General features: G+C 72.6%; 25 protein-coding genes and 4 pseudogenes. 18 read left to right on the forward strand and 11 right to left on the reverse strand.

The genetic code is table 11. The annotated features are described in order from the left end of the window. Nucleotides 1–54 precede the first annotated feature (54 nt). From ACZ6BG_RS21900 to ACZ6BG_RS21925, 6 genes and pseudogenes are all read left to right on the forward strand, one after another. A pseudogene (locus ACZ6BG_RS21900) lies at nt 55–666 on the forward strand (radical SAM protein); the annotation flags it as partial. Then, nucleotides 666–1,286 (forward strand): GTP cyclohydrolase I, encoded by a 621-nt coding sequence (gene folE, locus ACZ6BG_RS21905; RefSeq protein WP_469003837.1) that lies wholly within the window; start codon nt 666–668, stop codon nt 1,284–1,286. The pseudogene ACZ6BG_RS21900 and the gene folE, both read left to right, overlap by 1 nt. A gap of 241 nt (nt 1,287–1,527) precedes the next feature. Continuing rightward, nucleotides 1,528–2,712, forward strand: a complete 1,185-nt coding sequence (guaB, locus tag ACZ6BG_RS21910) for an IMP dehydrogenase (RefSeq protein WP_469003840.1) — start codon at nt 1,528–1,530, stop codon at nt 2,710–2,712. After that, nucleotides 2,709–3,293 carry a phosphoribosyltransferase gene (locus ACZ6BG_RS21915; RefSeq protein WP_469003842.1) on the forward strand — a complete coding sequence of 195 codons (585 nt, stop codon included), beginning with the start codon at nt 2,709–2,711 and terminating at the stop codon, nt 3,291–3,293. Before guaB ends, ACZ6BG_RS21915 begins: the two co-directional genes overlap by 4 nt. Continuing rightward, nucleotides 3,290–4,585, forward strand: coding sequence for a UbiD family decarboxylase (locus ACZ6BG_RS21920; protein ID WP_469003844.1), 1,296 nt, complete (start codon nt 3,290–3,292; stop codon nt 4,583–4,585). Before ACZ6BG_RS21915 ends, ACZ6BG_RS21920 begins: the two co-directional genes overlap by 4 nt. 70 nt (nt 4,586–4,655) lie before the next feature. Beyond that, nucleotides 4,656–5,162, forward strand: coding sequence for an NUDIX domain-containing protein (locus tag ACZ6BG_RS21925; protein ID WP_469003847.1), 507 nt, complete (start codon nt 4,656–4,658; stop codon nt 5,160–5,162). On the opposite strand, the gene ACZ6BG_RS21930 is transcribed toward ACZ6BG_RS21925, so the two are convergent. Continuing rightward, on the reverse strand, nt 5,149–6,084 hold the full coding sequence (locus ACZ6BG_RS21930; protein WP_469003849.1) for a carbohydrate kinase family protein: 936 nt from the start codon (nt 6,082–6,084) through the stop codon (nt 5,149–5,151). The two genes, ACZ6BG_RS21925 and ACZ6BG_RS21930, sit on opposite strands and share 14 nt — an antisense overlap. A gap of 121 nt (nt 6,085–6,205) precedes the next feature. Between ACZ6BG_RS21930 and ACZ6BG_RS21935 the strand changes: the two genes are divergently transcribed. Further along, nucleotides 6,206–7,519 (forward strand): MFS transporter, encoded by a 1,314-nt coding sequence (locus tag ACZ6BG_RS21935; RefSeq protein ID WP_469003852.1) that lies wholly within the window; start codon nt 6,206–6,208, stop codon nt 7,517–7,519. A 254-nt stretch (nt 7,520–7,773) separates the two neighbouring features. After that, nucleotides 7,774–8,874 carry a hypothetical protein gene (locus ACZ6BG_RS21940; protein WP_469003854.1) on the forward strand — a complete coding sequence of 367 codons (1,101 nt, stop codon included), beginning with the start codon at nt 7,774–7,776 and terminating at the stop codon, nt 8,872–8,874. A 35-nt stretch (nt 8,875–8,909) separates the two neighbouring features. On the opposite strand, the gene ACZ6BG_RS21945 is transcribed toward ACZ6BG_RS21940, so the two are convergent. Continuing rightward, nucleotides 8,910–9,317, reverse strand: a complete 408-nt coding sequence (locus ACZ6BG_RS21945) for a RidA family protein (RefSeq protein WP_469003857.1) — start codon at nt 9,315–9,317, stop codon at nt 8,910–8,912. 296 nt (nt 9,318–9,613) lie between these two features. Between ACZ6BG_RS21945 and ACZ6BG_RS21950 the strand changes: the two genes are divergently transcribed. The 3 genes from ACZ6BG_RS21950 (at nt 9,614) to ACZ6BG_RS21960 (ending at nt 11,885) form a co-directional block, all read left to right on the forward strand. Further along, a complete protein-coding gene (locus ACZ6BG_RS21950) occupies nt 9,614–10,864 on the forward strand; it encodes a lipase family protein (protein ID WP_469003860.1) in 1,251 nt (416 codons plus the stop codon). A 179-nt stretch (nt 10,865–11,043) separates the two neighbouring features. Continuing rightward, the gene (locus ACZ6BG_RS21955) at nt 11,044–11,373 is read left to right on the forward strand and encodes a hypothetical protein (protein WP_469003863.1); all 330 of its coding nucleotides are present in this window, start codon (nt 11,044–11,046) and stop codon (nt 11,371–11,373) included. Then, complete coding sequence (locus tag ACZ6BG_RS21960; RefSeq protein WP_469003865.1) at nt 11,316–11,885, forward strand: hypothetical protein; 570 nt, start codon at nt 11,316–11,318, stop codon at nt 11,883–11,885. The genes ACZ6BG_RS21955 and ACZ6BG_RS21960 overlap by 58 nt, the downstream gene beginning before the upstream one ends. 6 nt (nt 11,886–11,891) lie before the next feature. On the opposite strand, the gene ACZ6BG_RS21965 is transcribed toward ACZ6BG_RS21960, so the two are convergent. Further along, nucleotides 11,892–12,020: a hypothetical protein gene (locus ACZ6BG_RS21965; protein ID WP_469003867.1), complete on the reverse strand. Its 129-nt coding sequence runs from the start codon at nt 12,018–12,020 to the stop codon at nt 11,892–11,894. 11 nt (nt 12,021–12,031) lie between these two features. Here ACZ6BG_RS21965 and ACZ6BG_RS21970 point away from each other — a divergent pair, with 11 nt between their 5' ends. After that, complete coding sequence (locus ACZ6BG_RS21970) at nt 12,032–12,235, forward strand: hypothetical protein (protein WP_469003869.1); 204 nt, start codon at nt 12,032–12,034, stop codon at nt 12,233–12,235. 22 nt (nt 12,236–12,257) lie between these two features. Here the strand turns inward: ACZ6BG_RS21970 and ACZ6BG_RS21975 are convergent, their stop codons facing one another. After that, nucleotides 12,258–13,505, reverse strand: a complete 1,248-nt coding sequence (locus tag ACZ6BG_RS21975; protein ID WP_469003872.1) for a winged helix DNA-binding domain-containing protein — start codon at nt 13,503–13,505, stop codon at nt 12,258–12,260. 169 nt (nt 13,506–13,674) lie between these two features. Between ACZ6BG_RS21975 and ACZ6BG_RS21980 the strand changes: the two genes are divergently transcribed. Further along, complete coding sequence (locus tag ACZ6BG_RS21980; protein ID WP_385707990.1) at nt 13,675–14,091, forward strand: MmpS family transport accessory protein; 417 nt, start codon at nt 13,675–13,677, stop codon at nt 14,089–14,091. An 86-nt stretch (nt 14,092–14,177) separates the two neighbouring features. Here the strand turns inward: ACZ6BG_RS21980 and ACZ6BG_RS21985 are convergent, their stop codons facing one another. From ACZ6BG_RS21985 to ACZ6BG_RS22005, 5 genes and pseudogenes are all read right to left on the reverse strand, one after another. Beyond that, nucleotides 14,178–14,342 (reverse strand): hypothetical protein, encoded by a 165-nt coding sequence (locus ACZ6BG_RS21985; RefSeq protein WP_469003876.1) that lies wholly within the window; start codon nt 14,340–14,342, stop codon nt 14,178–14,180. A gap of 2 nt (nt 14,343–14,344) precedes the next feature. Continuing rightward, nucleotides 14,345–14,902: pseudogene (locus tag ACZ6BG_RS21990) on the reverse strand (SLAC1 family transporter); the annotation flags it as partial. Between the two features lie 197 nt (nt 14,903–15,099). Beyond that, nucleotides 15,100–15,147: pseudogene (locus tag ACZ6BG_RS21995) on the reverse strand (hypothetical protein); the annotation flags it as partial. 67 nt (nt 15,148–15,214) lie between these two features. Beyond that, nucleotides 15,215–15,298: pseudogene (locus tag ACZ6BG_RS22000) on the reverse strand (respiratory nitrate reductase subunit gamma); the annotation flags it as partial. Nucleotides 15,299–15,473: 175 nt separating this feature from the next. After that, on the reverse strand, nt 15,474–16,994 hold the full coding sequence (locus ACZ6BG_RS22005) for a purine-cytosine permease family protein (RefSeq protein WP_469003878.1): 1,521 nt from the start codon (nt 16,992–16,994) through the stop codon (nt 15,474–15,476). A 68-nt stretch (nt 16,995–17,062) separates the two neighbouring features. Here ACZ6BG_RS22005 and ACZ6BG_RS22010 point away from each other — a divergent pair, with 68 nt between their 5' ends. Next, complete coding sequence (locus tag ACZ6BG_RS22010) at nt 17,063–17,701, forward strand: TetR/AcrR family transcriptional regulator (protein ID WP_469003880.1); 639 nt, start codon at nt 17,063–17,065, stop codon at nt 17,699–17,701. Nucleotides 17,702–17,886: 185 nt separating this feature from the next. Continuing rightward, nucleotides 17,887–19,512: an amidohydrolase gene (locus ACZ6BG_RS22015; RefSeq protein WP_469003883.1), complete on the forward strand. Its 1,626-nt coding sequence runs from the start codon at nt 17,887–17,889 to the stop codon at nt 19,510–19,512. A gap of 61 nt (nt 19,513–19,573) precedes the next feature. Here the strand turns inward: ACZ6BG_RS22015 and ACZ6BG_RS22020 are convergent, their stop codons facing one another. Then, nucleotides 19,574–20,485, reverse strand: coding sequence for a LysR family transcriptional regulator (locus tag ACZ6BG_RS22020; protein WP_469003887.1), 912 nt, complete (start codon nt 20,483–20,485; stop codon nt 19,574–19,576). A 90-nt stretch (nt 20,486–20,575) separates the two neighbouring features. Here ACZ6BG_RS22020 and ACZ6BG_RS22025 point away from each other — a divergent pair, with 90 nt between their 5' ends. Further along, complete coding sequence (locus tag ACZ6BG_RS22025) at nt 20,576–21,937, forward strand: aspartate aminotransferase family protein (protein ID WP_469003889.1); 1,362 nt, start codon at nt 20,576–20,578, stop codon at nt 21,935–21,937. A gap of 124 nt (nt 21,938–22,061) precedes the next feature. After that, nucleotides 22,062–22,370 (forward strand): hypothetical protein, encoded by a 309-nt coding sequence (locus ACZ6BG_RS22030; RefSeq protein ID WP_469003891.1) that lies wholly within the window; start codon nt 22,062–22,064, stop codon nt 22,368–22,370. A 24-nt stretch (nt 22,371–22,394) separates the two neighbouring features. Here ACZ6BG_RS22030 and ACZ6BG_RS22035 read toward each other — a convergent pair whose 3' ends face one another. Continuing rightward, a complete protein-coding gene (locus tag ACZ6BG_RS22035) occupies nt 22,395–22,955 on the reverse strand; it encodes a TetR/AcrR family transcriptional regulator (protein ID WP_469003893.1) in 561 nt (186 codons plus the stop codon). A 125-nt stretch (nt 22,956–23,080) separates the two neighbouring features. Here ACZ6BG_RS22035 and ACZ6BG_RS22040 point away from each other — a divergent pair, with 125 nt between their 5' ends. Next, nucleotides 23,081–24,091, forward strand: coding sequence for an NADP-dependent oxidoreductase (locus ACZ6BG_RS22040; RefSeq protein ID WP_469003895.1), 1,011 nt, complete (start codon nt 23,081–23,083; stop codon nt 24,089–24,091). Nucleotides 24,092–24,139 lie beyond the last annotated feature (48 nt).

Genomic DNA, 24,139 nt, shown 5'->3' on the forward strand with positions numbered 1-24,139 from the left:
GGCGAAGGGCCTTCCACGGGAAGGTCGTGCGCGTTCCTCAGGCTCGGCGGCTGCAATCTGACGTGCCGGTGGTGCGACACGCCGTACACCTGGGACTGGAAGGGCGAGTCGGACACCGGGATCGCCTACCGGGCGGCCGAGGAACTGCACACGCTCAGCGCGGACGACGTGACGGAGCGACTGCTGGGGTTCGGCGTCGAGTTGATCGTCATCTCCGGCGGTGAGCCGCTCAGCCAGCAGGACCGGGTCCTTCCGACGGTCCGCGCGCTGCGGGCGCGCGGCATCGCCGTGGAATTCGAGACCAACGGCACCGTCATTCCCACCACCGCCTTGGTGGCGACCGGAGCGGGCTTCAACGTGTCGCCGAAGCTCGCCCATTCCGGAGTGGCCGAACACCGCCGCAAGGTCCCCGAGGCACTCAAGTGCTTCGCGGGCCTCCCGAATGCGGCGTTCAAGTTCGTCTGCGGCGACACAGGCGATCTCGAAGAAGTCGACACGTTCGTGAAGGAATTCGGTCTTCGCAACGTATGGATCATGCCGAGGGGACAGACGCCCGAGGAAATCGACCGCGGCATCCGCACCTTGGCGGACGCGGTGATCGCACGGAAATGGAACTTGTCCGGAAGGCTGCACGTGAACATCTGGGGAAACAAACGGGGGGTCTGATGACCAGCAGCATCGAGGTACTGGCCGAAGAAGAGGTACTGGCCGAGGAAGTGGCGCTGAGCGGCGAGGCGTCCGGTACGGATCCGTTGGAGGACGTCGCCCGCCGACTGCTCGTGGAGATCGGGGAGGACCCGCAGCGCGACGGACTGCGCGACACCCCCGGGCGGTTCGCGCGCTGGTGGCGCGAGTTCACCCAGCACGACCCGGGCTCCGTCGACACGGTCTTCGAGACCACGGCGAGCGGCAGCCTCGTCGCTGTGTCCGGGATCGACGTGTGGTCGCTCTGCGAGCACCACCTGCTGCCGTTCTCCTGCCGTGTCACCATCGGCTATCTGCCGCGCGAACACATCCTCGGGCTGAGCAAGTTCGCCCGCGTCGCGCACCAGCACGCGCACCGGCTCCAGTCCCAGGAGCAGCTGACGCAGGACATCGCCGACGACATCGAGAAGCTGACGGGCTCGCCCGACGTCGCCGTCATCGGCCGCGGCGAGCACCTGTGCATGGCCATGCGCGGCGTCCGCACCCCCGCCACGATGACCACGGCGGTGTGGCGCGGCGCCCTCAAGGACAGCGCCCTGCGCCAGGAGCTGACGGCCCTCACCGTCGACCACCGGGGCTGACCGGGGCGACGGGACACACGGGACACACAGGGCTGACGGGCCTGGCGGGATCGAGCGGCCCGCCAGGCCCGTCAGCCCTGCCGGAACCGGCGAGTCCGGCGAGTCCGACGACTCCGGAGCCCAGCGAGCGCGGTAAGAGCAACGGGACCAGCAAGAGCAACGTGACCAGCAAGAGCAACGAGACCAGCGAGTCCGACGAGATCAGCGAGATCAGCGAGACCGACGAGAGGGGACCGCACCCATGCGCATCACCGACCCGCCGCGGACCGGCCTGAGCTTCGACGACGTCCTGTTGGTGCCCCAGCGCACCGCGCTGACCAGCAGACGCCAGGCCGACCCGACGACGGAACTCCTCCCGGGCCTGCGGCTGCGCCTGCCCGTGATCTCCGCCAACACCCAGTGGTGCACGGGCGACCGGATGGCGCGCGCCATGGCCCTGCGGGGCGGCGTCGGCATCCTGCACCGCATGCAGACCGTGGCCCAGCAGGCCCAGCAGCTCGACGCGGTCAAGTCCGCGCAGCCCGGCGCCGGGAGCGACGGAAACACCGAGACCGCCGAGGACTGGGACCGGGCGACCCTGGACGCCGACGGGCGCCTGGTCGTCGGCGCCGCGGTCGGCGTCACGGGGGACTGGCGGGAGCGCGCCCGCGCCCTGGCCGCGCTCGGCGTCGACATCCTCCTGGTCGACGTGGCGCACGGCCACAGCGACCAGGTCATCGACACCGTGCGGGAACTGGCCGCGGCCTACCCCCGGATCCCGCTCATCGCGGGCAACGTGGCCACCGCCGCGGGTGTGCGCGACCTCGCGGAGGCGGGCGCCCAGGCGGTGAAGGTCGGCATCGGTCCCGGGGGTGTCTGCACGACGCGGCTCGTCGCCGGGACCGGCGTGCCGCAGCTGACGGCGGTGCTCGACTGCGCCGAGGCGGCGGCAGGGGTGGGCGTGCGGATCATCGCCGACGGCGGCATCCGGCAGGCCGGTGACCTGGCCAAGGCCCTGGCCGCGGGGGCGCACGCCGTCATGCTTGGCTCCGCGCTCGCGGGCGCCGACGAGAGCGCCGCGACCCCTGTGGAGCGGGACGGTCGGGCGTACCGCGTCAGCAACGGCTTCGTCTCGCTCGGCATGGAGCTGACGCTGCGCCGGGCGAACGGCGGCAAGGTCACCCAGGAGGAGATCGACGACTACGTACCCGAGGGCGTGGAGGCCACCTTCCCCGCCTCCGGCCCGCTGGCCACGACGCTGCGTCAGCTCGTCGGTGGCGTGCAGTCGGCGATGAGCTACTCCGGCGCGCCCGACCTGGAAACCTTCCGCGAGAGGGCCGAGTTCATCCGCGTCACCGGCGCGGGCCGCGCGGAGAATGGGCCGCACGCCCGGGAGCGCTCGGTGCAGATCGACGTCGACCACGTAGCGGAGGCCGTACGGACATGACGGACACCCCCCTCGCACAAGAGTCACGAGAACCGGCCGCAGCGCCCGCCATGTGGTCACGGCAGGGCCCCTACCTCCTGGACTGGGCCTCCTTCGGCACCCTGGTCGACGACCTCGTCGACCAGGTGCGCGCCGACGGCTTCGTGCCCGACGCGGTGCTCGCGCTCGCCCGCGGCGGCCTCACCCCCGCCGGGCATCTCACGTGCGCCCTCGACGTGCCCGTGACGCACGTCGTGCGCGTCCGGCGCACGGCCGACGACAGCCGGTACGCCACGAAGAACCCGCCCGTCATCGACAGCGCGGCCCCGCTGCCGCTCGGCCCGGGCCAACGGGTCCTGGTCGTCGACGACATCGTCGGCACCGGCGAGACGGCCACGGTGATCCTCGACCATCTGTCGGCCGCGGGCGTCACGGCGGACGACGTCCGGTTCGCCGCGGTCGTCCGCAACCACCGCAGCGCCTACGTGCCCGAGTACTGCGCCGCCGTCATCGACGACTGGATCGTCTTCCCGTGGGAGACGGCCCGCGAGTCCGTCGCCGACTGCCGCCCGTTCCCGGCCGAACTGCGGGTGCGCGCATGAGCGCGGAGACGACCGGACAGAGTCGGAGCCCGCATGCCGAGGGCAGTTACCCGGGCAGCGGCCTCACGCGCGTCGTCTGCGCCGCCGAGGCCGGCCTGCCCGGTTGCTACGACGCCGTCGATCTGTACACGTACGACGCTCCGGTCAGCACCCGCGTCGAGGCGGCCCGCACCGTCGCCGACATCGAGCGGACGCACGGCTCCCGGCCCACGGTGGTGTTCACCGACCTCACCGAGCGGCCGGGGGCGCGCGTGCTGTGCCACCCCTATCCACGGGCCGTCCTGCTCGCGGCGCTCACCACCTCCGAGGAGAAGCATCTGCCGGAGATGGCCGACCGGCTGGCGCGGCCGGTGCCCACCGCGCCCGTGCCCGGCCAGGGCGTCGTGGTCCGGCGGGACGTGCCGGGCCTGATGGCGGAACTTCCGCTGCTCCAGCACCGCCCCGGTGACGCCGGGCCCTACCTCACCGCAGGGGTCGGCGTGACGACCCGTCCGGACGGCAGCGGCGTCAACATGGGGTTCTACCGCGCCCAGGTGGTGGGCCCCGACCGGGCACGGATCTTCCTCGACCCGCGCACCGACGGACACCGCAACCTGCGGGAGTGGCTGGCGGCCGGCCGCCCCATGCCGATCTCGATCTTCCTCGGCGCGGACCCGGCGGTCACCGTCGTCGCGGCGTCCCGCCTCCCCGCCGAGGGCGACGACTACGAAATCGCCTCGCGGCTGCTCGGCCACCGCATCGGCACCTCGGGCAGCCCGCCGGTGCCGGACGACGCGACCCACGTCATCACCGGCCTCGTCCACGAGGAGGACGAAGTCGAGGGCCCCTTCGGGGAGTTCAAGGGGTACTACGCGGAGGCCCGCCGCAGCAACGTCCTCACCGTGACCGGTGTCTCGGCCACGCCGGGGGCGCCGATGCCGACGATCGTGGCGGGCGCCGAGTCGGGGCTCACCCTGATGAGTTTCCAGAACGAGTACCTGATGTACGCGCACCTGCGTGGGGCGGGCCACCCGATCAGGTCCGTCCGCTACAGCCTCAGGGCCCGGGGCGAGTTCGTCGCGTACATCGAGTGCGACGAACCGAGCGCGGAACTGGTGCGGGAGGCGATGGCCTTCGACGTCCGCTCGAAGGTGGTCATCTGCGGCCCGGACCTGTCCAACCCCGGCCAGGCGCTTGCGACCTATGGTTTCACCACACGCACCGAGCCCTACTACCGCAAGGGCAGGGTGGAGGGGCAACGTATAGGTCTGGCCCTGGTCATCCCGCCCGAGGGCCGACCGACCGAGTACTGACCTGCCGAGTGCCGACCGGGCCGGTACTGACCGAACGTTCGACGACGACGGAACGAGGACGCAGAGCACGATGAGTCGATTCGCAGAGGCGCTGCCCGCCGCGCTGCTCGTGGTTCCCGGCCCCGGTGGGACCGTGACGTTCATCCACCAGCTGAAGGGACCGTACGCCGGCAGCTGGCTGTTGCCCGGCGGAGGCATCGAGCGCGGGGAGGCCGCCGAGGCCGCCGCGCTGCGGGAGGCCCGTGAGGAGACCGGCATCGCGGTGGAGTCCTGCTCCCTCTTCGCCGTCTACGAGTTCACCGGCAAGTGGTCGGAGGGCGACTACCACCTGCTGATGTTCGCCTGCCTCGCCGACCGCGCGTACGAGCTGCCCGCGGGCTACGAGGGCCACAACGTGGGGGAGATCAGGCAGGCGCGCCTCGGGGACATCGGGATGCACTCCACGGACTACCAGATCCTCACCGACGCCGGTCTCGCCGCGTACGACGACGAGACCATCGCGCGGGGGCTCGCCGCGGACGGCATCACGATGCGCGCCCACCGGGTGGGGTCCACCAAGCGGTTCATCGCGCCTTGAGAACCGTGGCGGCCGACACGGCACGGCAGGTGCTCTGTCGGCACCCGATGGTCACCCGGGCCGCCCGCAGCCCCTGGGCGAGGGCGGCCCGGGGGCTCGCGCCGGAGCTGAGGCCGAGCACGAAGGCGGACGCGAGCGCGTCCCCTGCGCCCGTGTCGTCCGCGCAGGTGCCCTGCTCGGCGGGCAGGAACAGGACCTCGTCGTACTCCTCGCACGCCACGGCGGCCCCGGCCGCGCCCGAGGTGACCACGACCACGCGGGGGCCCAGATGACGCAGCCGCGCGGCCTGTTCGGCGGGCGTCCCGGCCCGGCACAGGAGGTGCAGGGCCTCGCGCGCGTTCAGGAGCAGGACGTCGTACAGCGGGAGCAGGTGGGCGCGCGGGCCGAAGTCGGCCTGGCGCGTGGGCATGCAGCACATGAGGGTGCCGTGCCGTCGGGCCTGCCGGGACGTCCAGGCGAGCAGCTCCTCGTCGAGGCCGCCCTCGGCGACGACGGCCCGGGCGCGGGCGATGTGGGCGTCGAGGGCGGTGCCGCGCAGGGCGGTGGCCGCCGCGGGGTCGGGCAGGGCGATGCGCGAGGTGATCTGGCGGCGCAGGCCGTCCAGGGTGACGTCGAACCGGCCGACGCCGCCGGTGGTGCGCAGCACCTGGAGCCGGACTCCGAGTCGTGTCAGCTCGTCCTCCAACGCCTCGGCGTCCGGGCCGAATCCGGACAGGCCCACGAAGGTCGGCCGCGCCCCCAGCCTGGCCAGATTGACGGCGACATTGCGGCCGACCCCGCCGTGGTGGCGCTCCACGCTCCAGACCGCCTGCGTCCTGCCGCCCGCAGCCGAGGTGTGGGTTCCGGCGCTGAAGTACTTGCGGTCCATCACGAGCGAGCCCATGACGACGATGTCGCTGAGGTCGTCGCGTCGATCACTCATTGGATCGTGCCCCCGATCACCCACTGGATCGTGCCCCCGAATACGCACTGGATCGTGCCCCCGAAAGAAGTCGTGCCGCCCAGGTCATTCGTGTCCCCGGACCTAGAGGAAACCCCACGTCGTGGAAGAGAAGGCTGAGAAAGCCGTACGGAGCCACGGAGTTGACGCGCCTTCGGACGCCGCCGAGGCGTCCGGATTTTGGTGGAAGTTCTGGCTGATCTATCTCGCGGGCGTCACCGCGGCGACCAGTATGGGAAAGATTACGCCGGTTTCTGTGGAAATGCGAGAGGAGTTGTCGCTCTCTCTGAGTCAAGTGGCGCTCATCGCCTCCCTGGTGACGGCTGTCGCCGCCGTACTGGGTCTGCTCGTCAGCTATCTGCTGCGTCCCCACGACCCGCGCCGGATGCTCGTGGGCGGCCTGGTCGTGATGGGCGTCGCGGGCCTCTTCTGCGCCCATACCGCGAGCTTCGGCGCGCTGTTCGGCGGTCGGCTGCTGGAGAGCGTCGGCTACGTGATCGTGGTGATCGTCGCGCCGGTCCTGCTGTTCGGTCTGGGCAGCGGCAGTCGGCTGACGTCCGCGCTCGCCATCTGGGGCACGTTCATGCCGGTGGGCCTCGCGGTCGGCTCGTTCGCGGGCGGTGTTCTGTCCACGTGGTTCGACTGGCAGGGTTGGCTGACGATCGCGGGGGCCGTGACGCTGGTGGTCGCGGTCGCGACGACGCGGCTGCCCGTGGACATCGCCCGCCACCGCCCGGCGCCCGCGCGCGCCGCACGCTTCGGGCGCGGGGGCGGTGCGGCGGGGCACCCCCGGGACCTGCGCCGTCGGGCGCGCAGGTTGGCGCGTCCCATCGCGCTGGGCGCGGGCTTCGCCACGATCAGCGGCGCGATCGTCACCTGCGTCACCCTCTACCCCACGTATCTGCACGAGGAGTTCGACGTCCCCACCGAGACCGCCGGAACGCTCACCGGCATCGTCTCCTTCGTCGGCGTCGCCGGTGGCTTCCTGGCCAGCGCCCTGCTGCGCCGGGGCAAGGACGTGAAGCACCTGTTCCTCGTCGCGCTGCTGATGCCGGTCGGGGCGTTCGTGGCGTTCGGCGGGGTGGGCGGCACCTGGGGTTCCGTGAGCAGCGCCCTGGTGGTCGCGCTCAGCAACGAACTGGTCGTGGCGTCGGTCTTCGCGGCCATCCCCCTCGCCGTGCGCGCCACCTCCGACATGGACGCCGCGAACGGCCTGGTCGCCCAGCTCGGCAGCATCGGCGCGCTCGCCGCCCCGCCCCTGGTCGGCCTCGCCGTCACCGTGGCGGACGGCTGGTGGGCGGTCGGCCCCTGCCTGCTCGTGGGGACCGGTGCGGGGACGGTGCTGCTGCGTCTCGCGACGCGCGGGGGACGGGAAGAGGGGCGGAGGGAGGAGGAGAAGGTGGTGGAGTCGTCGTAGGCTCCCGGGTCGACGCGCCGCTGACGTGGCGCCCCCGGCCGACGCGCCGCTGACGTAGCGCCCCGGGCCTGATGAGCCACTGACGCAGAGCCCTGGGCCGAGGAGCCACCGACTCGGTGCCCCCGCGCCGGATTTGTCACACCCGTGGCTAGTCCTGCGCGCCTCCCTCGTCGACGGTGGTCCCTCCTGTGCGCGTGGAAGGAATCGGCCGTGAGAGGGGTTCAACCGTGAGACGTAGGCGTTTTGTGGCAGGGGTGACCGGGGCGCTGTCGGGGATCGCACTCGGCACGGAACCGGTGCGGGCCGCCACGTCGGCCTCGCGCGCGCCGGGCTGGCAACCCGTACCGGCCCCCGGCAGCACCCCGGCCGCCCAACTGCGCCGCATCGCCGCCGCCGACGCCCAACTGGCCTGGGCCGTGGGCGAGGAGAACCGGGCCGGACCCTCGCGCGGCCGTGCCCTCGCCATGGCGTGGAACGGGAGCGCCTGGGCGAAGACCGACCTGTCGCACCTGGCGCACAGCCGGCTGAGCGACGTCTCCGGTACGTCCGCGACCTCGGCGTGGAGTGTCGGCATGCCCACCGGGACGGCGAGCCCGCTGCTGCGGTGGGACGGGACCACCTGGCGTACGGCCGCGTTCCCGGGGCAGGGCGAGTCGGGCGTCCGCCTGGAGGGGGTCGCGGTCGGCGCCGACCGGCAGGTGTGGATCTGCGGCGCCCGGGGCGGCGCGGCCCGGCTGCTGCGCGGGGACGGGCGGCAGTGGCGGTGGCTGGACCCGCTGCCGGTCGCGGGCGCGAATCTGTACCGGGTCGTCGTCGCCGCGTCGGGCGAGGTGTGGGTGAGCGGTGACCAGGCGTCCGGTGGCGGCTGGGCGGGGCTCGTCGCCCGCTGGAACGGGGCGTGGACGGTCCTGCCCCCGGTCACGGGTGCCCGGCTCAGCGTCAGCGATCTGCATCCGGCCGCCCCGGACGACGTCTGGGCGGTGGGCACCGACGCGGGCGTGGGCGGCCCGCCCGGCCGCCCCGGAAACCCGGCCCTGAACCACTGGGACGGCACGGCCTGGACGCGCGTACAACCGGGCTTCGCCGTCGGCGCGTTGTCCGGCATCGCCGCCGACGGCGAGGGCCGCGCCGCGTGGATATCGGGCTGGAACTACCAGGACCAGAGCCGCACCACCTACCTGCGCCGGAACGGCGACGCCTGGACCGTGGTGCGCGGCCCCGCCGGACCGGCCCCGGCGCCCTACCTCAACGACGTCGTCCCCATCCCGGGCACCACGGGCTACTGGTCGGCGGGGATGACGAGGCCCGTCCCGGCCCCGCCGACCGAGGCCTACACGGAACGCTTCGAGGCCTGAGGCGGACACGGAACGCTTCGAAGCCTGAGGCGGACTCAGTCGACGACCGCGGTCGCTTCCAACTCGACCAGATGATCGGGTACGTCCAGTGCCGCGACGCCGAGCAGTGTGGCCGGCGGCACGGGCGTGCTCCCCAGCTTCGCGGCCGCCCGGGACATCCCCTCCAGGAGCTGCGGCATCTTGTCGGGGCTCCAGGCGACGACGTACACGGTCAACTTCGCCACGTCGGCGAAGGAAGCGCCGACCTCGGCGAGCGCGGTGGCGACGTTGAGGTAGCACTGCTCGACCTGGGCGGCGAGGTCGTCCGCGCCGACGGTGACCCCGTCGGCGTCCCAGGAGACCTGCCCGGCGAGGAACACGAGCTTCGACCCGGTCGCGATCGACACCTGCCGGTACGCGTCGATCTCGGGCAATCCGCTGGGGTTGACCAGGGTGATGGCCATGCTGTCCGCCTCCTTGCGATGAGCACCTGCGAGGCCGCACGCTGCCGCCCGGACCAGAGCACTCTCGGCTTCCTGTGGTTACTCGGGAACGTTAGGAGAGCGCGTGCTGACCTGGAAGAACGCACTTTTCGGTGACTGGGGAACCCGGAGGTGACCCAGCAGCTCAGCGGCACGACCACGCCAGGAGCCGCGGGCACCGTGGGGCCAACCCCCGTACTCCGCACCGGCACACCCCCTCGGCAATGCGGTGGATCACCCCAGTGCACCCGGGGTGCCGGGAGCGGCAGAGTCCAGTCATGACCTTCACACGCTTAAGCGGAAGACTCTCGACGTCCGGCGCGCTCGCCCTGGTGTGCGCCGCGACCGTACTGGCGGGCACCGGGCACGCGGACAGCCGCGATGCCCCCGCACCCACCACGCAGGCCACCCACCCGCAGCAAGCCGCCGCACGCGGCTCGGTGGTCTCCGTGACTCCCGTGCTGGATCTGAACGCCGATCAAGTCGCGGCCCGTCTCGCGAAGGCCGGAATCGACGGGGACCAGGTGCGCCACGGGGTGCGGGCGTACCGGATCGTGTACCGCACGGTCGACACCCAAGGCCGTCCCACCACGGCCAGCGAACTGGTCGCGGTGCCCAGGAACGGCGACCGCTCCCTGCGGGTCGTGTCCTGGCTCCACGGAACCGAGGTGTTCCGGCGCGAGGTGGCCTCGGTCAACGACGAGTCGACGGACCGGGACACGGCGCTGCTGTTCGCCTCGACCGGCCTCGCGGTGTCCGCCCCGGACTACCTCGGCCTGGGGGAGGGCCCCGGATCCCACCCCTACGGGCACCCCAAGGCAACCGTCACCGCGCCGCTCGACGGGCTGCGGGCGGCACGCGCCTTCGTCCGACGCGACGGCCGCGACCTCGACCGGCGCGTCCTCATCAGCGGCTTCTCCCAGGGCGGGCCCGCCACGATGATGCTGGGGCGGGCCCTGCAACAGGGCATCGACCCGTACTTCCGCCTGGGCGCCCTCGCGCCGATCGCGGGTCCGTTCGACCTGACCGGTTTCGAGGCCGCGGCGGCGGACGACGGGATCGCCCGTTCCTCGCTCTACCTCGCGTACTTCGCGACCGCGTGGAACCGCATGTACGGCCTCTACGCCACGCCGAAGGACGCCTTCCGCGCCCCGTACGACAAGACGATCGAGTCGCTCTTCGACGGCAACCACAGCGGGGCGGAGATCGCGGACGTGCTGCCGAAGACGTCCAAGGAACTGTTCACCGCGGACTTCCTCGACAAGATCCGCAACCCCACGGGTGAACTCCGGCGCAACCTGCGGGCCCTGGACACCACGTGCGACTGGCGCCCGCAAGTTCCCGTTCACCTCTTCCACTCCAAGGCCGACGAGGACGTGCCCTTCAAGAACTCCGAGCACTGCGCGCGCCAACTGGCCGCCAACGGCGCCGCACACGAGCTGAGCGAGGTCGAGGAGGCCGACAGCCACAGCACGACGGTCGTGAAGGCGCTGCCGGAGGTGGTACGCGAGTTCAACGCCGTCCGCTGATCCGCGGCCGCGACCATCCCGGCCCGCCACGAACCATCGAGTTCGGACGCGCAGTCGCACGGAAGTTTGCCCATTCGCTCGTCGTGGCGATTTTCCTCTTCGTGTTCATGGCGAGAAGCTGATCGGTGGCATCGCCAACGGCGCCTGGTCGGCGCACGGCTTCCTGAGGGAGAGTCACCGTGAGGACCATCGAACACGTCGTGTCCAGGCACCATCCCGCGTTCGTCGTCCCGGCCGTGCACCTGGGGCTCGGCCGGGACGACAAGGTCTATCTGGTGCTTCCCGCTCACCCGGACGGACAGGCGCTGAGACTCGCGCCGGACGGCTCGGCGCAGCGGTTCGGGCGGGTCGGGTACGCGGCGCTGGCGATCACGGCCACCGCGGACGGCGTGATCGCGACCGCCGAGACCCACTCCCCGCACCGGTCACCAAGGACCTCAAGGCGCTGCCGGTGTCGGCCTGGCTGCCCGACGGCGGGCTCCTCGTCGCCACGTGGACGGGCACCGTGATCCGCTGCACCGCCGCCCTCGAAGAACGCTGGCGCACCCGGCTGACCCCGTGGCTGCGCGACGTCCAACTGCAGTGGTGGGACACCAGGGCCGGGCTCTGGAAGGACGGCCCGAAGCTCCTCTCCGACGCGGGCGCCGTGCACAGCCACGCCTTCGGGGCCCTGTCCTCCTCCCGCTTCCGGCTGCGCACCACCGGCGGCGGCAGCTGGCCCGTGGGGAACATCCGGCTCGGCGAACTCGTCTTCCACGGCACCGTGGTGGGCAACTCCCACCGGGACGCCTTGAGGACCACGCCCTCGCCGTCCTCTTCGACGACCGCGAGGACGACGTGCGCGCGACATCGTCGAGGACACCTCGGCCGCCGACATCCAGATCGGCGGCGCGGCCGTGCGGACGAGATGCCTGCGGCTGGAGAAGGCGGTGGAGCGCTACCCCACGTCGCGGGCCCCCTTCGGGCACGCCATGCACGACTGGGACTTCAGGATCGTGGAGAACCCGAGCGCCCGGGGTGAGTACCGCTACCTCCAGTTCGCCTGGAAGAGGCTCAGCTCCCGGACCTCGGGGATCAGCCTCAGGGTCGGGCCCGCGAAGTCCGCCCCCATCTCCTCGGCGTCCATCGGCGTCCATCGGCGACTCGCACTGGCCACCGGCCACGTCCATGGTCGAGAAGCGGTTCGGCGGCCGGGTCCCCGCCGACTGGGAGGTCGTACGCGTCGAGCTGTGGAAGTTCACCGCCGGAGCGGTCAAGGTCGTCGACCAGCTCGCCCTGCGCAGCAACGGCGACGGCGCCCTGTTCGACCAGATCGTGCTCGCCCGCACCGAGGGACAACTGCCCGATCTGCCCTATCTCCAGTCGACGTGACGCCCGGTGACCCGGACGCCGCCTAGGCGTGCGGGCCCACCGTCACCGTCCCGACCGTCAGCCGCAGGGCCGTGGTGTCCAGGAACGCGCCGATCCGCACCGCCTCCCCGTCCAGCGCGCGCCGCCGCGCCGCGCTGAGCGGGGCGAGGGGCTCGACGGTCAGGTCCGCCTTGCGTCCGGAGCGCCGCAGGTGCCAGACCCCGGCGACCGTCCCGTCGATGAGCAGGACCGGGTAGTTGCCCGCCTGGCCGGTGCGGGACAGGGCGCGTGCGGCTGCCGGGCCGGGGAAGAGCCGGTCGCGCGGGTGACAGCCCACCACGTACGCGTCGAAGTAGGGCAGGAGCCGCAGCGTCCCCGCGGCGTCGGAGGCATCCTGGTCCGGGTCCCCGTCGTCGGAGGCGTTCAGCCAGCCGGTGCTGTCTTCGACGTCGGCCGGGCGCAGGCTCCCCGCGGTGGCCAGGGTGTCGAACAGGGCGGCCGTCCACGCGGGAGGTGCCCCCAGCCACTGGGCGAACTGCCGTGGCGTCGCCGGACCGTAGGCGTACAAGTAGCGCGCGACCAGTGCGTTCAGGGCCGCGTCGGCGGGCGCGGGACGAAAGCCGGGCAGCCGTCGCCCCGGGGAGAGGTAGGTGGCCTTGCGGCCCCGGTCGGGGCCGAAGCACAGCGCGCCCCGGTGGGCCGCCAGGGCCAGCGCCTGCCGCCAGCGGGGCCACATCCCCTGGAACGCGGGCATCACCAGGTCGCCCGCCCACGGCCCGGTGGCCGCGACGACCGCGTCGCCCAACTCCTCGACGGTCAGCCCGTCGTCGTCGGCGTCCGCCAGCGCGACGCCGATGGCCTCGACGACCTGCTCGGTCTGCTTGTCCGTGAGGCGCGCCGCCTGCGGCAGCCCGTTCGGGCCGGACGGCAGGGCGGACAGCGCCCCGGTCCACATCGGCAGGTCGCGCGCCGCGAGCAGATGCACGGTGCCGCGCGGCCCGTACGTCTTGACCAGGCCGTCCGCCATGCCGAGCGCCGCCCGGACCTCCGCGCGGGTGCCACCGTCGAGGCGCGCGCCGATCGACAGTTCGGCGGCGGACATCACCTGGGCGTGTGCGCCGCACATGGCGGACACGACGTCGGCGACCCGGGAAGGCGTCGGGGGTGTCGGGGCCGTCGGGGCGGAGGGGGACGTGCCGGACAGTCCGTGCCGCGCCATGCGCCGGTCCCATACCTGCCGCCACGACAGCTGCGAGCGCTCGGTGGTGTCGATGCCGTTGTCGATGTCCATGCGCGTCACCGTAGAAGCCAAAGAGGCCAGTTCTTGTCCTAAACGAGGCCGTGCCGGGGTATGAGTCCTCCGGGCCGTGCCGGAACGGACGTCCTCCATCTCCCTCTGAACTGGGGTTATGGCGTGGTCGCAGATTGACTTTGCGTGGTCTTTACTGTTGTCTGCCGACATGAACAGACGCATTCGCACCGCCGTGTGCACCCTCGCCGCCGCCGGTCTCGCGCTCACGCTCGGGGCATGCTCGGAGGCCGAGAAGAAGGCCGTCGACGCCGTGGACAAGGCCGTCAACGAGAAGTACGAGGTGACCTACGAGGTCTCCGGCAAGAGCGTCGACGAGATCGAGTTCGCCGCCGGCGAGGGTTCCGCGTCCAACCCGAAGCTGGAGAAGGTCAGCAAGGCGCAGCTGCCGTGGAAGAAGACGGTGACGCTGCGCGGCATCATGCCGCCCACCGTCGTCCCGATCTCGACGGACCCGACCGGCTCCGACCTCACCTGCAAGGTGATCTACAAGGGCAAGGTCATCAAGGAGGCCTCCGGCGAGAACGTCGTGGCGGGCTGCATCGCCGTCTCGCCGATGGGCAAGTAGCCCTCCCGCCGCGACGGGAAGCGAAGCGGCCCGTACGAGACCTCCCGCGCCGCGCGCGGGAGGCGGGCCGAGTGCCTGGGGGCCTCTCAGGCCTTGGCCGAAGGCCGCCCCGTGACCCACCGCGTCGTGAGCCGCCGCGCCCTGACCGCGAGGCACGCCGCCAGGGCCGCCCACGCGAGCGGCTGCTGAGGGAGTGTCAGAGCACCGATGTGCTGCACGGCCGCGAGCTGGGCGGTCGCGGCGGCGCCCATGGTCACCCAGTAGCTGGGCGCCAGCGGCGGTCGTATCCCAGGCGCCGGACGGCGACCGCCAGCGTGGCCGCGTACAGCAGGACCCCGCGGACCCACGGCACGAGCGCGAGCGTGACGACGGGTCTGCCGGGGCGAAGGCCGACGAGCGTCAGGACGAGCGCCTGCAGGCCGACCGTGGCCAGGAGCCAGGTGTCGTCGGCCTGCCGGAGCGCCGCGCGCGAGCCGAGACCGCGGAGCCCTGCGACCGCGCGGGCGAGCACCGCCCACGCGCGCGCCGCGACGGCCAGCGGCGCGCGCCCCGCGACCCGGGCGGGCCCCGAGTCGAGGCGCGCGGCCAGGACGCCGCTCGCCGCGAGCAGGGTGAAGTGCCCGAACAACCGCGCGGGGTCGCGGAGTTCGGCTCGGACGGCGCCGCGGTGGCACCGGGCCTTGAGCGCGGTGGCGCACAGCGGCACGGCACAAAGGGCCGTCGTGACGCCGAACAGGACGAGGGGCAAGGCCCGGGCGCCCGTCTGTGCCAGCGTCCGGGAGACGATGCCGGTGGCCATGACCGGCGCGGAGCACGCGGGCGCGAGCCCCCGGCACCGGTCGGTGAGTCCGCCGCCGCGTCAGCGCCGGGCCGGGGCCGTTTGCCCCGCGGGCCGGAGCGAGCGGCGACAGCCCCGCCTGGACCGGAACGACCGAGCGAGGGCACGCGCCGACCGCCCCGCGACCGGTACACGACATAGGGGCGGACGAGGTAGCCGACCGGCGTGGTGAAGGCGTGGACGAGACGGCTGAACGGCCGCGCGGCGAACAGGGCCATCGCGAGCAGCGCGCCGGTTCTCGTGCGGCTGACTGGAACGGGTCGTGAAGCCGAAGCGGTCGTAGCGGTAGCGCCAGGCGGTACCGGTGACGAGGACGGTGAGAACGAGATAGGGCAGCACGCCCCACAGGGCGATGCGCAGGCGGTTCACCGGGAAGTCTCCTCCGCGCGCGGGGCGTCGGGAGCGCGTGCGGGATATGGCAGGAGGCCGACGGTCTCGGCGGGCGGGCCGGGGGAGCCCGGCCGCCAGGACGCCGACGCGGCGAGAACGGGACGGGGCGCCTCGGGCTCTCGGCCCGCGGACGCCTGGAGCGCCGCGCCCTCATTCACGGCGAGCGGAGGCGGCCGCGGCTGAGGATCGTGTAGAGCGACGCGGAGACGGCGATCCCGGCGGGGAGGGCGAGGTCCAGGCCGTCCAAGGCCCGTGCGATCGGCCCGGTGTAGAGGGTGTTGACGCACAGGGCCGATACGGTGACGCCTCCCGTGAGGGCCAGGGCGCCCGCCGGGTTGACGCCGGCGGCGTACCAGCAGGGGCTTTCGGGGCTCTCGTCCATCAGCGTGGGGCCGTCGTAGCGGTTCCGGCGCAGCCAGATGTCCGTGGCGTAGACGGTCATCGCGGGGCCGAGCAGGACGACGGTGAGCTGGAGGACGTTGCTGACGGTGTCGAGGAAGTCGGAGATGAGGAGTGCGTACAGGGTGAGGGAGACGGCCGCGGTGCCGTCGGCGAGCACGCTGAGGGAACGGCGGATGCGGATGCCGACGGCCTGGAGGGCGAGCCCCGCGCTGTAGGCGGTCAGCGCGTTGAGGGCGACCGTGCCGAGGATCAGGGCGAGCAGGAACAGCGGATCGAACCAGCCCGGCAGGATCGTCTGGAGTCCGGACTGCGGGTCCGCCATGTCGACCGCGGTCGCGGCGCAGGCCCCGAGGGAGCAGACGACGACGCCGGGCAGGAACCCGCCGAGCGCGGTCCAGCCGAGCACCGCCTTCGCGGAGGTCGTGGGTGGCAGGTAGCGGGCGAAGTCGGCGCTGGTGGTGTACGACAGCGGCGCGGAGGCGATGAGGGTGACCCCGGCGACGAGGACCGTCCACAGGTCGGCTCCGCGCGGCGGCGCGGGCGGGGCGTACGAGAAGTCGGTGTGGCGGAGGACCCCGATCGCGACGACGGCGAAGACGGCGGCCAGGGCGAGGGTGATCGGCAGATACAGCTTCATGATCAGGCCGTGGCCGTAGACGCCGATGGTGAGGGTGATGGCGGCGATGACCAGGACTGCGGTGATCTTGACGCCCGTGCTCGCGGTGATCCCGGCCTTCTCGACCAGGGAGAACGCGGCGGTCGCGGCGGCGGCCAGATTCAGGGCGAAGTAGCAGACGGAGATCATCCAGCCGACGACGGCGTTGTTCACGCGGTTGCCGCGGATTCCGTAGATCGCCCGCGTGATCACTTCGCTCGGCGTGCCCGCGGCCGGGCCGGATATGGCGAGCAGCCCGGTGAGGAGCCAGAACAGGTTGCCCGCCACGATCACCACGAGGGCCTGGCCCAGTGTCAGACCCGTGAGGATCAGGGTCCCGCCGACCACCAGGCTCAGGTAGTTGACGTTCGCCGCCGCCCAGACGGAGAACAACTGCCGTGGGCGGCCGTGGCGTTCCCGCTCGGGGATGTAGTCGATGCCGTGCGCCTCGACGCGGCTCACGGCGTCGGAGGTGGGTTGTGCCGCCTGCCCGTCGGCGGGGGGCGGTGCCGCTTGACCGCCGTCAAGGGGCCGTGCCGCTTGCCCGCCGGGGGAAGGCCCCGCTCCCTGTCGCGCGGCGCAGGTGCTCTCGGGCGGGTCGGGAATCGTGGACGCCATGCGGCCCCTCCGGATGCTGGTTGCCCACCTGCTTGCTTATTGGTCGCACACTCAATAGCATGGAATCCATGTCGTCAAGCGTTCCGAACAAGCGAATCCGCAAATCTCCAGCGGCCAGACGTGCGGAAATCGTTGCGGCTGCCGCCGGTGTGGCACTGGCGGAGGGGCTGGAGTGCATCACCCTGCGGCGGGTCGCGGAGGAGCTCGACGTCCGCCCTGGACTCATCAGCCACTACTTCCCCGCGGTGGACGACCTCGTGGCCGAGGCCTACGGAAACGCCGTCGGCTCCGAACTCGACGAACTCCTCCCGGCCGACCGGGCCGACGCCACCCCCACCCGGCACCTGGCGCGGTTCTTCGCCCGTACGTCAGGGAAGGCGTACGACGACATCAGCAGGCTGTGGCTCAACGCCCGGCACCTCAGTCGCTACCGGCCCGCCCTGCGCGACCGCGTCGCCGTCCAGGAGGACGCCTGGCGCGACCGCCTCGAAGGAGTCATCCGCGACGGCGTCGAGGAGGGCGAATTCCACACCGAGGACCCGCTGGTGACGGCCATTCAGATCCTGGTCGTCCTCGACGGCCTCGGCATGGTCGTCAACAGCCCGAGCGCCGACAGCGGCCCACCCGCGGTCCGGCGCCTGCCCGTCACCACGGCGGAACGCGAACTCGGCCTGCCCTTCGGCACGTTGTCCGCCGGAACGGACTGACCCGTCCGCAGGACCCTTCGTACCTCAAGGCGCTCCCGTGCCTCACCTGCACGCCCGCGTCTCCCAGCGTCCTCCATGTCCCCAGCAGTCCCCGCGTCCCTCAGCAGTTACCGCGTCCCTCAGCAGTCCCAGCGTCCCTCAGCAGCCCCCGTGTCCAAGGAGTCTTCGTGTCCCAAGGAGCCCCCGTGCGCACCTCCCTCATCCTGCTCTCGGCCCGTCTGCTCGACCCCGTCACCGGCGAGCTCCTGCCGCAGAGCGCGCTCGCCGCGGCCGACGGACGCATCACCGCCCTCGGGGACGCCCCGGACATCCGCGCGCTCGCCGACGCCTCGACCACGGTGATCGACCTCAAGGGCGCCGTAGTCACCCCCGGCCTCGTCGACGGACACATCCACCCCGTCACGGGCGCCGAACTGACCCACGGCCTCGACCTGTCGGGCTGCGAGGACGTGGAGCAGGTACGCGCGGCACTCGCCCGCGAGGTGCGGGACCTCGCCCCCGGCGCCTGGCTGCACGGATGGGGCCTCGACCCCAACGTCTTCGCCGGGGCCCCCGTCGACACCGCGCCCTTCGACGCCGTCCTCGACGGTGTGCCCGCCCTGCTGCTGCTCTTCGACGCGCACTCCATGCTGGCCAGCCGCCGCGCCCTGGAACTCGCCGGAGTCGAGGGGCCCCGCACCTTCGACCAGGCCACCGCCGAAGTGGTGTGCGACGCCGACGGTCGGCCCACCGGCCTGCTCCTCGAAGAGGCCGCGTGCGCACTCGTGGAACGGGTCGCCCCGCAGCCCACCCGCGACGAGAGCCGCGACCGGCTCGCCGCCGTCCTGCGCGCCATGGCCGCCACCGGCCTCACCGGCGGCCACGCCATGGACGCGAACGGCGACAGCCTCGCCTTCTACGCCGACCTCGACGCAGCAGGCGACCTGCCGCTGCGCCTGCGCGTCGCACCCTGGTGCCAGCCCGGCACCGACGCCGACGGCCTGCGCGCACTCATCGCCCAGCAGGGCACGGGCGGGCGGCTGTGGCGCACCGACGGCGTCAAGATCTTCATGGACGGCACCATCGACAACGGCACCGCCTGGCTGGAGCACCCCGACTGCCACGGCGAGTCCCGGCACGCCTTCTGGCCCGACCCCGAGGAGTACACCCGCGTCGTCGGCGAACTCCACCGGGCGGGCGTGCCCATCGCCACCCACGCCATCGGCGACGCCGCCGTACGCCATGTCCTCGACGCCGTCGAGAAGGCCCAGGCCGAGGACAGCCGACCGGTACGGCACCGGATCGAGCACATCGAGACCGTCCCCGACGACACCCTGCGCCGCTTCGCCGAACTCGGCGTCATCGCCTCCATGCAGCCGACGCACTGCTGCGACTTCACCCGCGCCGACCACACCGACAACTGGTCGCGCCGCCTCGGCGAGGAGCGCGCCGCACGCGCCTGGCGCTGCCGCGACCTGCACGACTCCGGCGCCGTCGTCGTCCTCGGCTCGGACTGGCCCATCGCCCCCTACCCCCCGTCGGCCGTCATGGCCGGAGCCCGCCACCGCCGCCCCAGCCGCGACCTCACCCGGCCCCCGCACGGCCCGCACCAGGCACTCACGGCCCTGGAGGCCCTCCAGGGCATGACCGTCAACGCCGCCTACGCGGCGGGGGACGAGCACGAGGCCGGACGCATCACGGTCGGCCACCGCGCCGACCTGACCGTCTTCGCCGAGAACCCCCTCACCACCGCGGCCACCGAACTCCCGGACCTGCCGGTGCTCCTGACCGTCCTCGACGGCGACCCGACCCACCGCGACCCGCGCCTGTGACCGGCCGTGGCGGGTGCGCTCGCCGGGCGTACGCCGACCTGCCCGGCCAGAGGGACCGCCCCTACTCCCGGCTCAGGAGCGGAAGCTCCTCCGAGGGATTGCGCAGCGCCTCCAGCACGGCTCGCACCGCCGCGCGCGGCGGTGAGCCGCGGCGGACCGCCGCCGTGATCGTGCGGGTCACGGGAGCCGCGAGTTCCGCGGTGGCGACGCGATAGCGGCTGCGGTCCACCGTCAGGCCGGGCAGCAGTGCGATCGAGAGCCCGGCCTCGACGTGCTGCAACGTCATCATGTAGTTGCTGAAGCGGCACACCACGCGCGGCTCGAACCGCGACTGGCGGCACAGCCGCAGCGCGAGGTTCGCCATGTACGACTGTGGCATGTCGAACGACCAGGGTTCGTCCGCGTACGCGGCGAGGTCGACGGCGCCGCGCCCGGCCGCGGGGTGTCCGGGCGGGACGACCAGCAGGATCGGGTCCCTGGCCAGCGGGACCAGGTCGAGGTCCGGGCCCAGCGGCAGCTCGTCGAAGTCGGTGGTCGTGATGATGACGTCCGCGTCGCCGACCCGCAGCGCGGGCATGCTCTCGTGCGGCTCCAACTGCAGCACCTCCACGTCGAGATGCGGATGCGCCCGCTTCAGCCGAGTCACCGCCGGGACGGCCATGGTGTGGATCGCGCTCTGGAACGCCCCGAGCCGCACCAGGCCCGCCGGTTCCTCGCCGAAGCCGCGCAGCTCCGCCTCGACGCCGTCCATGTGGTCGAGGATCGCCCGCGCCCGGCGCGCGAGGATCAGCCCGGCCGGGGTGAGCCGCACCCGGCGCCCCGTGCGTTCGAGCAGCTGGGTGCGGGTCTCGGACTCGAGGACGGCGAGCTGCTGCGACACGCTCGACGGGCTCAGGTTCGCGGCCTGGGCGACCGCCCGCACGGTGCCGAGGGTGTCCAGCTGGCTCAGCAGGCGCAGCCTCCAGGGGTTCATCACCCCCTCATTGTTGTGCGGATTCTCCGAACAGGACAGCCGGAATTGTGAGATGGACGTGTCGCTCGCGCGCGTCCTACCGTCGAGGACATGCCTGCTTCGACCCCCGCCCCCACCGGTCTGCCGTCCCCTGCCCCGGCCACCGTGCCCGGCACCGAGTCCTTCTGGGCCGACGCCGGGAAGCACCTCGTCCGCTACGGCGGCGAGTTCACCCGCGAGGTCATCGACCGCGCCGCCGGAAGCTTCGTGTATACCGCCGACGGCCGGAAGATCCTCGACTTCACCTCCGGCCAGATGAGCGCGATCCTCGGCCACTCGCACCCGCGGATCGTCGCGACCGTCCAGCGCCAGATCGCGACCCTCGACCACCTCTTCAGCGGCATGCTCAGCCGCCCCGTGGTCGACCTCGCCCGCCGCCTGTCCGACACGTTGCCCGCGCCGCTGGAGAAGGCACTGCTCCTGACGACCGGCGCCGAGTCGAACGAGGCCGCGATCCGGATGGCCAAGCTCGTCACCGGCAAGCACGAGGTCGTCTCGTTCGCCCGGTCCTGGCACGGCATGACGCAGGCCGCCGCGTCCGCCACGTACAGCGCGGGCCGCAAGGGCTACGGCCCGTCCGCGCCCGGCAACTTCGCCATCCCCGTGCCGAACGCGTACCGGCCCGACTTCACCACGGCCGACGGCTCCCTGGACTGGCGGCGCCAGCTGGACTTCGCCTTCGACCTGATCGACGCCCAGTCGACGGGCAGCCTCGCCGCGTGCCTGGTGGAGCCGATCCTCAGCTCGGGCGGCATCATCGAGCCGCCGGTCGGGTACCTGGCGGCGCTGCGGGACAAGTGCCGGGAACGCGGCATGCTGTTGATCCTCGACGAGGCCCAGACCGGGCTGTGCCGCACCGGGACCTGGTACGCCTTCGAACGCGACGGAGTCGTCCCCGACATCCTCACGCTGTCCAAGACGCTCGGTGCCGGACTGCCCCTCGCGGCCGTGATCACGAGCGCCGAGATCGAGCAGCGGGCGCACGAGCGCGGGTTCCTGTTCTTCACCACGCACGTCGCCGACCCGCTGGTGGCCGCCGTCGGCAACACCGTCCTCGACGTCCTGACCGCCGACAGGCTCGACGAACGCGCCCGCTCCCTCGGCACGTTCCTCCGTGACGGCCTGACGGACATCGCCGCCCGCCACGAGGTCGTCGGCGACATCCGCGGCCGGGGCCTGCTGGCCGGACTCGAACTGGTCGTCGACCGCGAGACGAAGGCGAGTTCCAGCGAACTGGGCGCGCGCGTCACCCGCCGCTGCCTCGAACTGGGCCTGCACATGAACATCGTCCAGCTCCCCGGCATGGGCGGAGTCCTGCGGATGGCGCCGCCGCTGACCGCCACCGAGGACGAGCTTTCGCTCGGCCTGACGATCCTGGACCGGGCGATCGCCGAGGCCCGGGCCGCCCGCTGACCGGCGCGTGTACGGCTGCCGCGGGTCCCGGCTCGGCCAATCTCCGATCCGGCGTGCGGTGCTCGGCCAGTGCCCGGTCCGGCCTGCGGTTAGGACCGGTCCGCGGTTCAGCCCGTTCGACGCGGTGTTCCTGCCCGCCAACGGCACGGTGGTCGACGCGCCGCACCTGCAGCCGCCGAGCCGGCTGCCCGCCGCGATGGACCCGAGGCAGTCCGCCGCGGCCGCGGAGATCCTCAACGCCCGCCACGCGGTGCCGATGCACTACGAGACGGAGCGGTCCGACAAGATTCCGGGCTACGTCGAGGTCGGCGACCCGGAGGGCGAGTTCCGCACGCACGCCGGGCGGCGCGCACACGTGCCGGCCGTCGGGGAGTGGCTGGACCTGGCCGCGTGTGCGGGTGAGCTGACGCCCTCCCCGCGCACCAGGACGTGAGTGGGCTGGTGCTTGCGGGGCGGCCTATCGGCCCGACGGTCCCTGGGTCAGCACCGCGCTCGCGACGACGTCGAAGAGATGATCGGCGCGGGGCGCGAGCGAGGGCTGGTCGTTGAGCCACGCGAGCGCCCCGACCAGCGCGAACAGATCGGTGCCGTCGACGTCGGCCCGTGCGGCGCCCGCGGCCTGGGCGCGGGTGAGGAGCCGTGTGCCCGCCGCGCGCATCGAGACGCACGAAGCGTGCAGCGCGGACTCGGGATCCTCGATGGCGGCCACCATCAGCGCCACGACGCCCCGGTACTCATGGGCGCACGCGACGCAGTCGCGCAGCCACGAGACGAGGGCGTCCTCGGGCGGACCCGGCGTCTCGAGCGCCGCCGCCCGCGCCGCCAACTCGTCGAATCGCGCGCGGAGCAGGGCCTCGAGCAGCGCCTCCCGCGTCGGGAAATGGCGGTACAGCGTGCCGAGCCCGACGCCCGCCCTGCGGGCGACATCGCGCAGCGACGCGTCGGCGCCCTGCTCGGTCACGACGTCGCGCGCGACGGCGAGCAGGTGGTCGTAGTTCTTCTTCGCGTCGGCTCGCATGTGCCTTCCTCGCCCGGTCTTCCTTGTCGACCCTTGCTAAGCGGAGCAGTGCTCCATATATTCGGAGCACTGCTCCGTTAAGAGTAGTTCCTCCGCGGGGAATCCCACAGGGAAGGGTGAGAGCCATGCCTGCAGGCACGATGAAGGCGATCCGGGTGCACGAGTTCGGCGGCCCCGAGGTGCTGCGCCACGACGAGGTGCCGATTCCCGAGCCGGGCCCCGGCGAGGTGCTCGTGCGCGTGCGCGCGGTGGGCGTCAATCCGCCCGACTGGTACGTGCGCGAAGGCATGCGGAACATCCCGCCGGACAAGAGGCCGCCGCTGACCCTGCCCGCCGTCCTGGGCACGGACGTGTCGGGCGTCGTCGAGGCCGTCGCCGCGGACGTGCGCGGCTTCGCCGTCGGCGACGAGGTCTTCGGCCTCCTGCGCTTTCCCGGCCTCGAGGGCAGCGCGTACGCCGAGTACGTCGCCGCGCCCGCCGCGCACCTCGCCCACAAGCCCGCCGGTGTCGATCACGTGCACGCCGCGGGCGTACCGATGGCCGGGCTCACCGCGTGGCAGTTCCTGATCGAGCTCGGCCACGACCACCCCTCGCCGTTCCAGGAGGCACGCCATCGCCCGATGACGCTGAACGCCGGGACGACGGTGCTGATCAATGGCGCGGCGGGCGGCGTGGGCCACTTCGCGCTGCAACTCGCCAAGGGGAAAGGCGCGCGCGTCATCGCGGTCGCCTCGGGCGGGCACGAGTCGTTCCTGCGCGAGCTGGGCGCCGACGAGTTCATCGACTACACGAAGAGCCGTCCCGAGGACGTCGCGCACGATGTCGATCTCGTGCTCGACGCTGTCGGCGGCCGTGACAGCGGCCGTCTCCTGCGCACGCTCAAGCACGGTGGCGCGGTGTACCCGGTGTTCCCCGGCGACTACGACGCCGACGAGGCCGCGAAGCTGGACGCCACCATCTCGGCCACCCAGGTGCGCTCCAGTGGCCCGCAGCTCGCGGAACTCGGGCGCCTGCTCGACGCGGGCGCGCTGCGCGTCGGCATCGACAGCACGTATCCGCTCGCGGAGGCGCGCGGCGCCCACGAACGAGCGGCCCGAGGGCACATCCGAGGCAAGATCGTGCTCACGGTCGCGTGAGGCCGGGCCGCCCGCGCCGAACGGTCAGGAACGGAGAAGCGACGGCGA

Source organism: Streptomyces sp. NPDC041205 (assembly GCF_055591765.1).

What these genes read in the sequence shown, in the direction of transcription:
- folE (WP_469003837.1), top strand. Translation starts at nt 666, where the DNA reads ATGACCAGCAGCATCGAGGTACTGGCCGAAGAAGAGGTACTGGCCGAG.
- guaB (WP_469003840.1), top strand. Translation starts at nt 1,528, where the DNA reads ATGCGCATCACCGACCCGCCGCGGACCGGCCTGAGCTTCGACGACGTC.
- ACZ6BG_RS21915 (WP_469003842.1), top strand. Translation starts at nt 2,709, where the DNA reads ATGACGGACACCCCCCTCGCACAAGAGTCACGAGAACCGGCCGCAGCG.
- ACZ6BG_RS21920 (WP_469003844.1), top strand. Translation starts at nt 3,290, where the DNA reads ATGAGCGCGGAGACGACCGGACAGAGTCGGAGCCCGCATGCCGAGGGC.
- ACZ6BG_RS21925 (WP_469003847.1), top strand. Translation starts at nt 4,656, where the DNA reads ATGAGTCGATTCGCAGAGGCGCTGCCCGCCGCGCTGCTCGTGGTTCCC.
- ACZ6BG_RS21930 (WP_469003849.1), bottom strand. Translation starts at nt 6,084, where the DNA reads ATGAGTGATCGACGCGACGACCTCAGCGACATCGTCGTCATGGGCTCG.
- ACZ6BG_RS21945 (WP_469003857.1), bottom strand. Translation starts at nt 9,317, where the DNA reads ATGGCCATCACCCTGGTCAACCCCAGCGGATTGCCCGAGATCGACGCG.
- ACZ6BG_RS21950 (WP_469003860.1), top strand. Translation starts at nt 9,614, where the DNA reads ATGACCTTCACACGCTTAAGCGGAAGACTCTCGACGTCCGGCGCGCTC.
- ACZ6BG_RS21970 (WP_469003869.1), top strand. Translation starts at nt 12,032, where the DNA reads ATGGTCGAGAAGCGGTTCGGCGGCCGGGTCCCCGCCGACTGGGAGGTC.
- ACZ6BG_RS21975 (WP_469003872.1), bottom strand. Translation starts at nt 13,505, where the DNA reads ATGGACATCGACAACGGCATCGACACCACCGAGCGCTCGCAGCTGTCG.
- ACZ6BG_RS21980 (WP_385707990.1), top strand. Translation starts at nt 13,675, where the DNA reads ATGAACAGACGCATTCGCACCGCCGTGTGCACCCTCGCCGCCGCCGGT.
- ACZ6BG_RS21985 (WP_469003876.1), bottom strand. Translation starts at nt 14,342, where the DNA reads ATGGGCGCCGCCGCGACCGCCCAGCTCGCGGCCGTGCAGCACATCGGT.
- ACZ6BG_RS22005 (WP_469003878.1), bottom strand. Translation starts at nt 16,994, where the DNA reads ATGGCGTCCACGATTCCCGACCCGCCCGAGAGCACCTGCGCCGCGCGA.
- ACZ6BG_RS22010 (WP_469003880.1), top strand. Translation starts at nt 17,063, where the DNA reads ATGTCGTCAAGCGTTCCGAACAAGCGAATCCGCAAATCTCCAGCGGCC.
- ACZ6BG_RS22020 (WP_469003887.1), bottom strand. Translation starts at nt 20,485, where the DNA reads ATGAACCCCTGGAGGCTGCGCCTGCTGAGCCAGCTGGACACCCTCGGC.
- ACZ6BG_RS22025 (WP_469003889.1), top strand. Translation starts at nt 20,576, where the DNA reads ATGCCTGCTTCGACCCCCGCCCCCACCGGTCTGCCGTCCCCTGCCCCG.
- ACZ6BG_RS22035 (WP_469003893.1), bottom strand. Translation starts at nt 22,955, where the DNA reads ATGCGAGCCGACGCGAAGAAGAACTACGACCACCTGCTCGCCGTCGCG.
- ACZ6BG_RS22040 (WP_469003895.1), top strand. Translation starts at nt 23,081, where the DNA reads ATGCCTGCAGGCACGATGAAGGCGATCCGGGTGCACGAGTTCGGCGGC.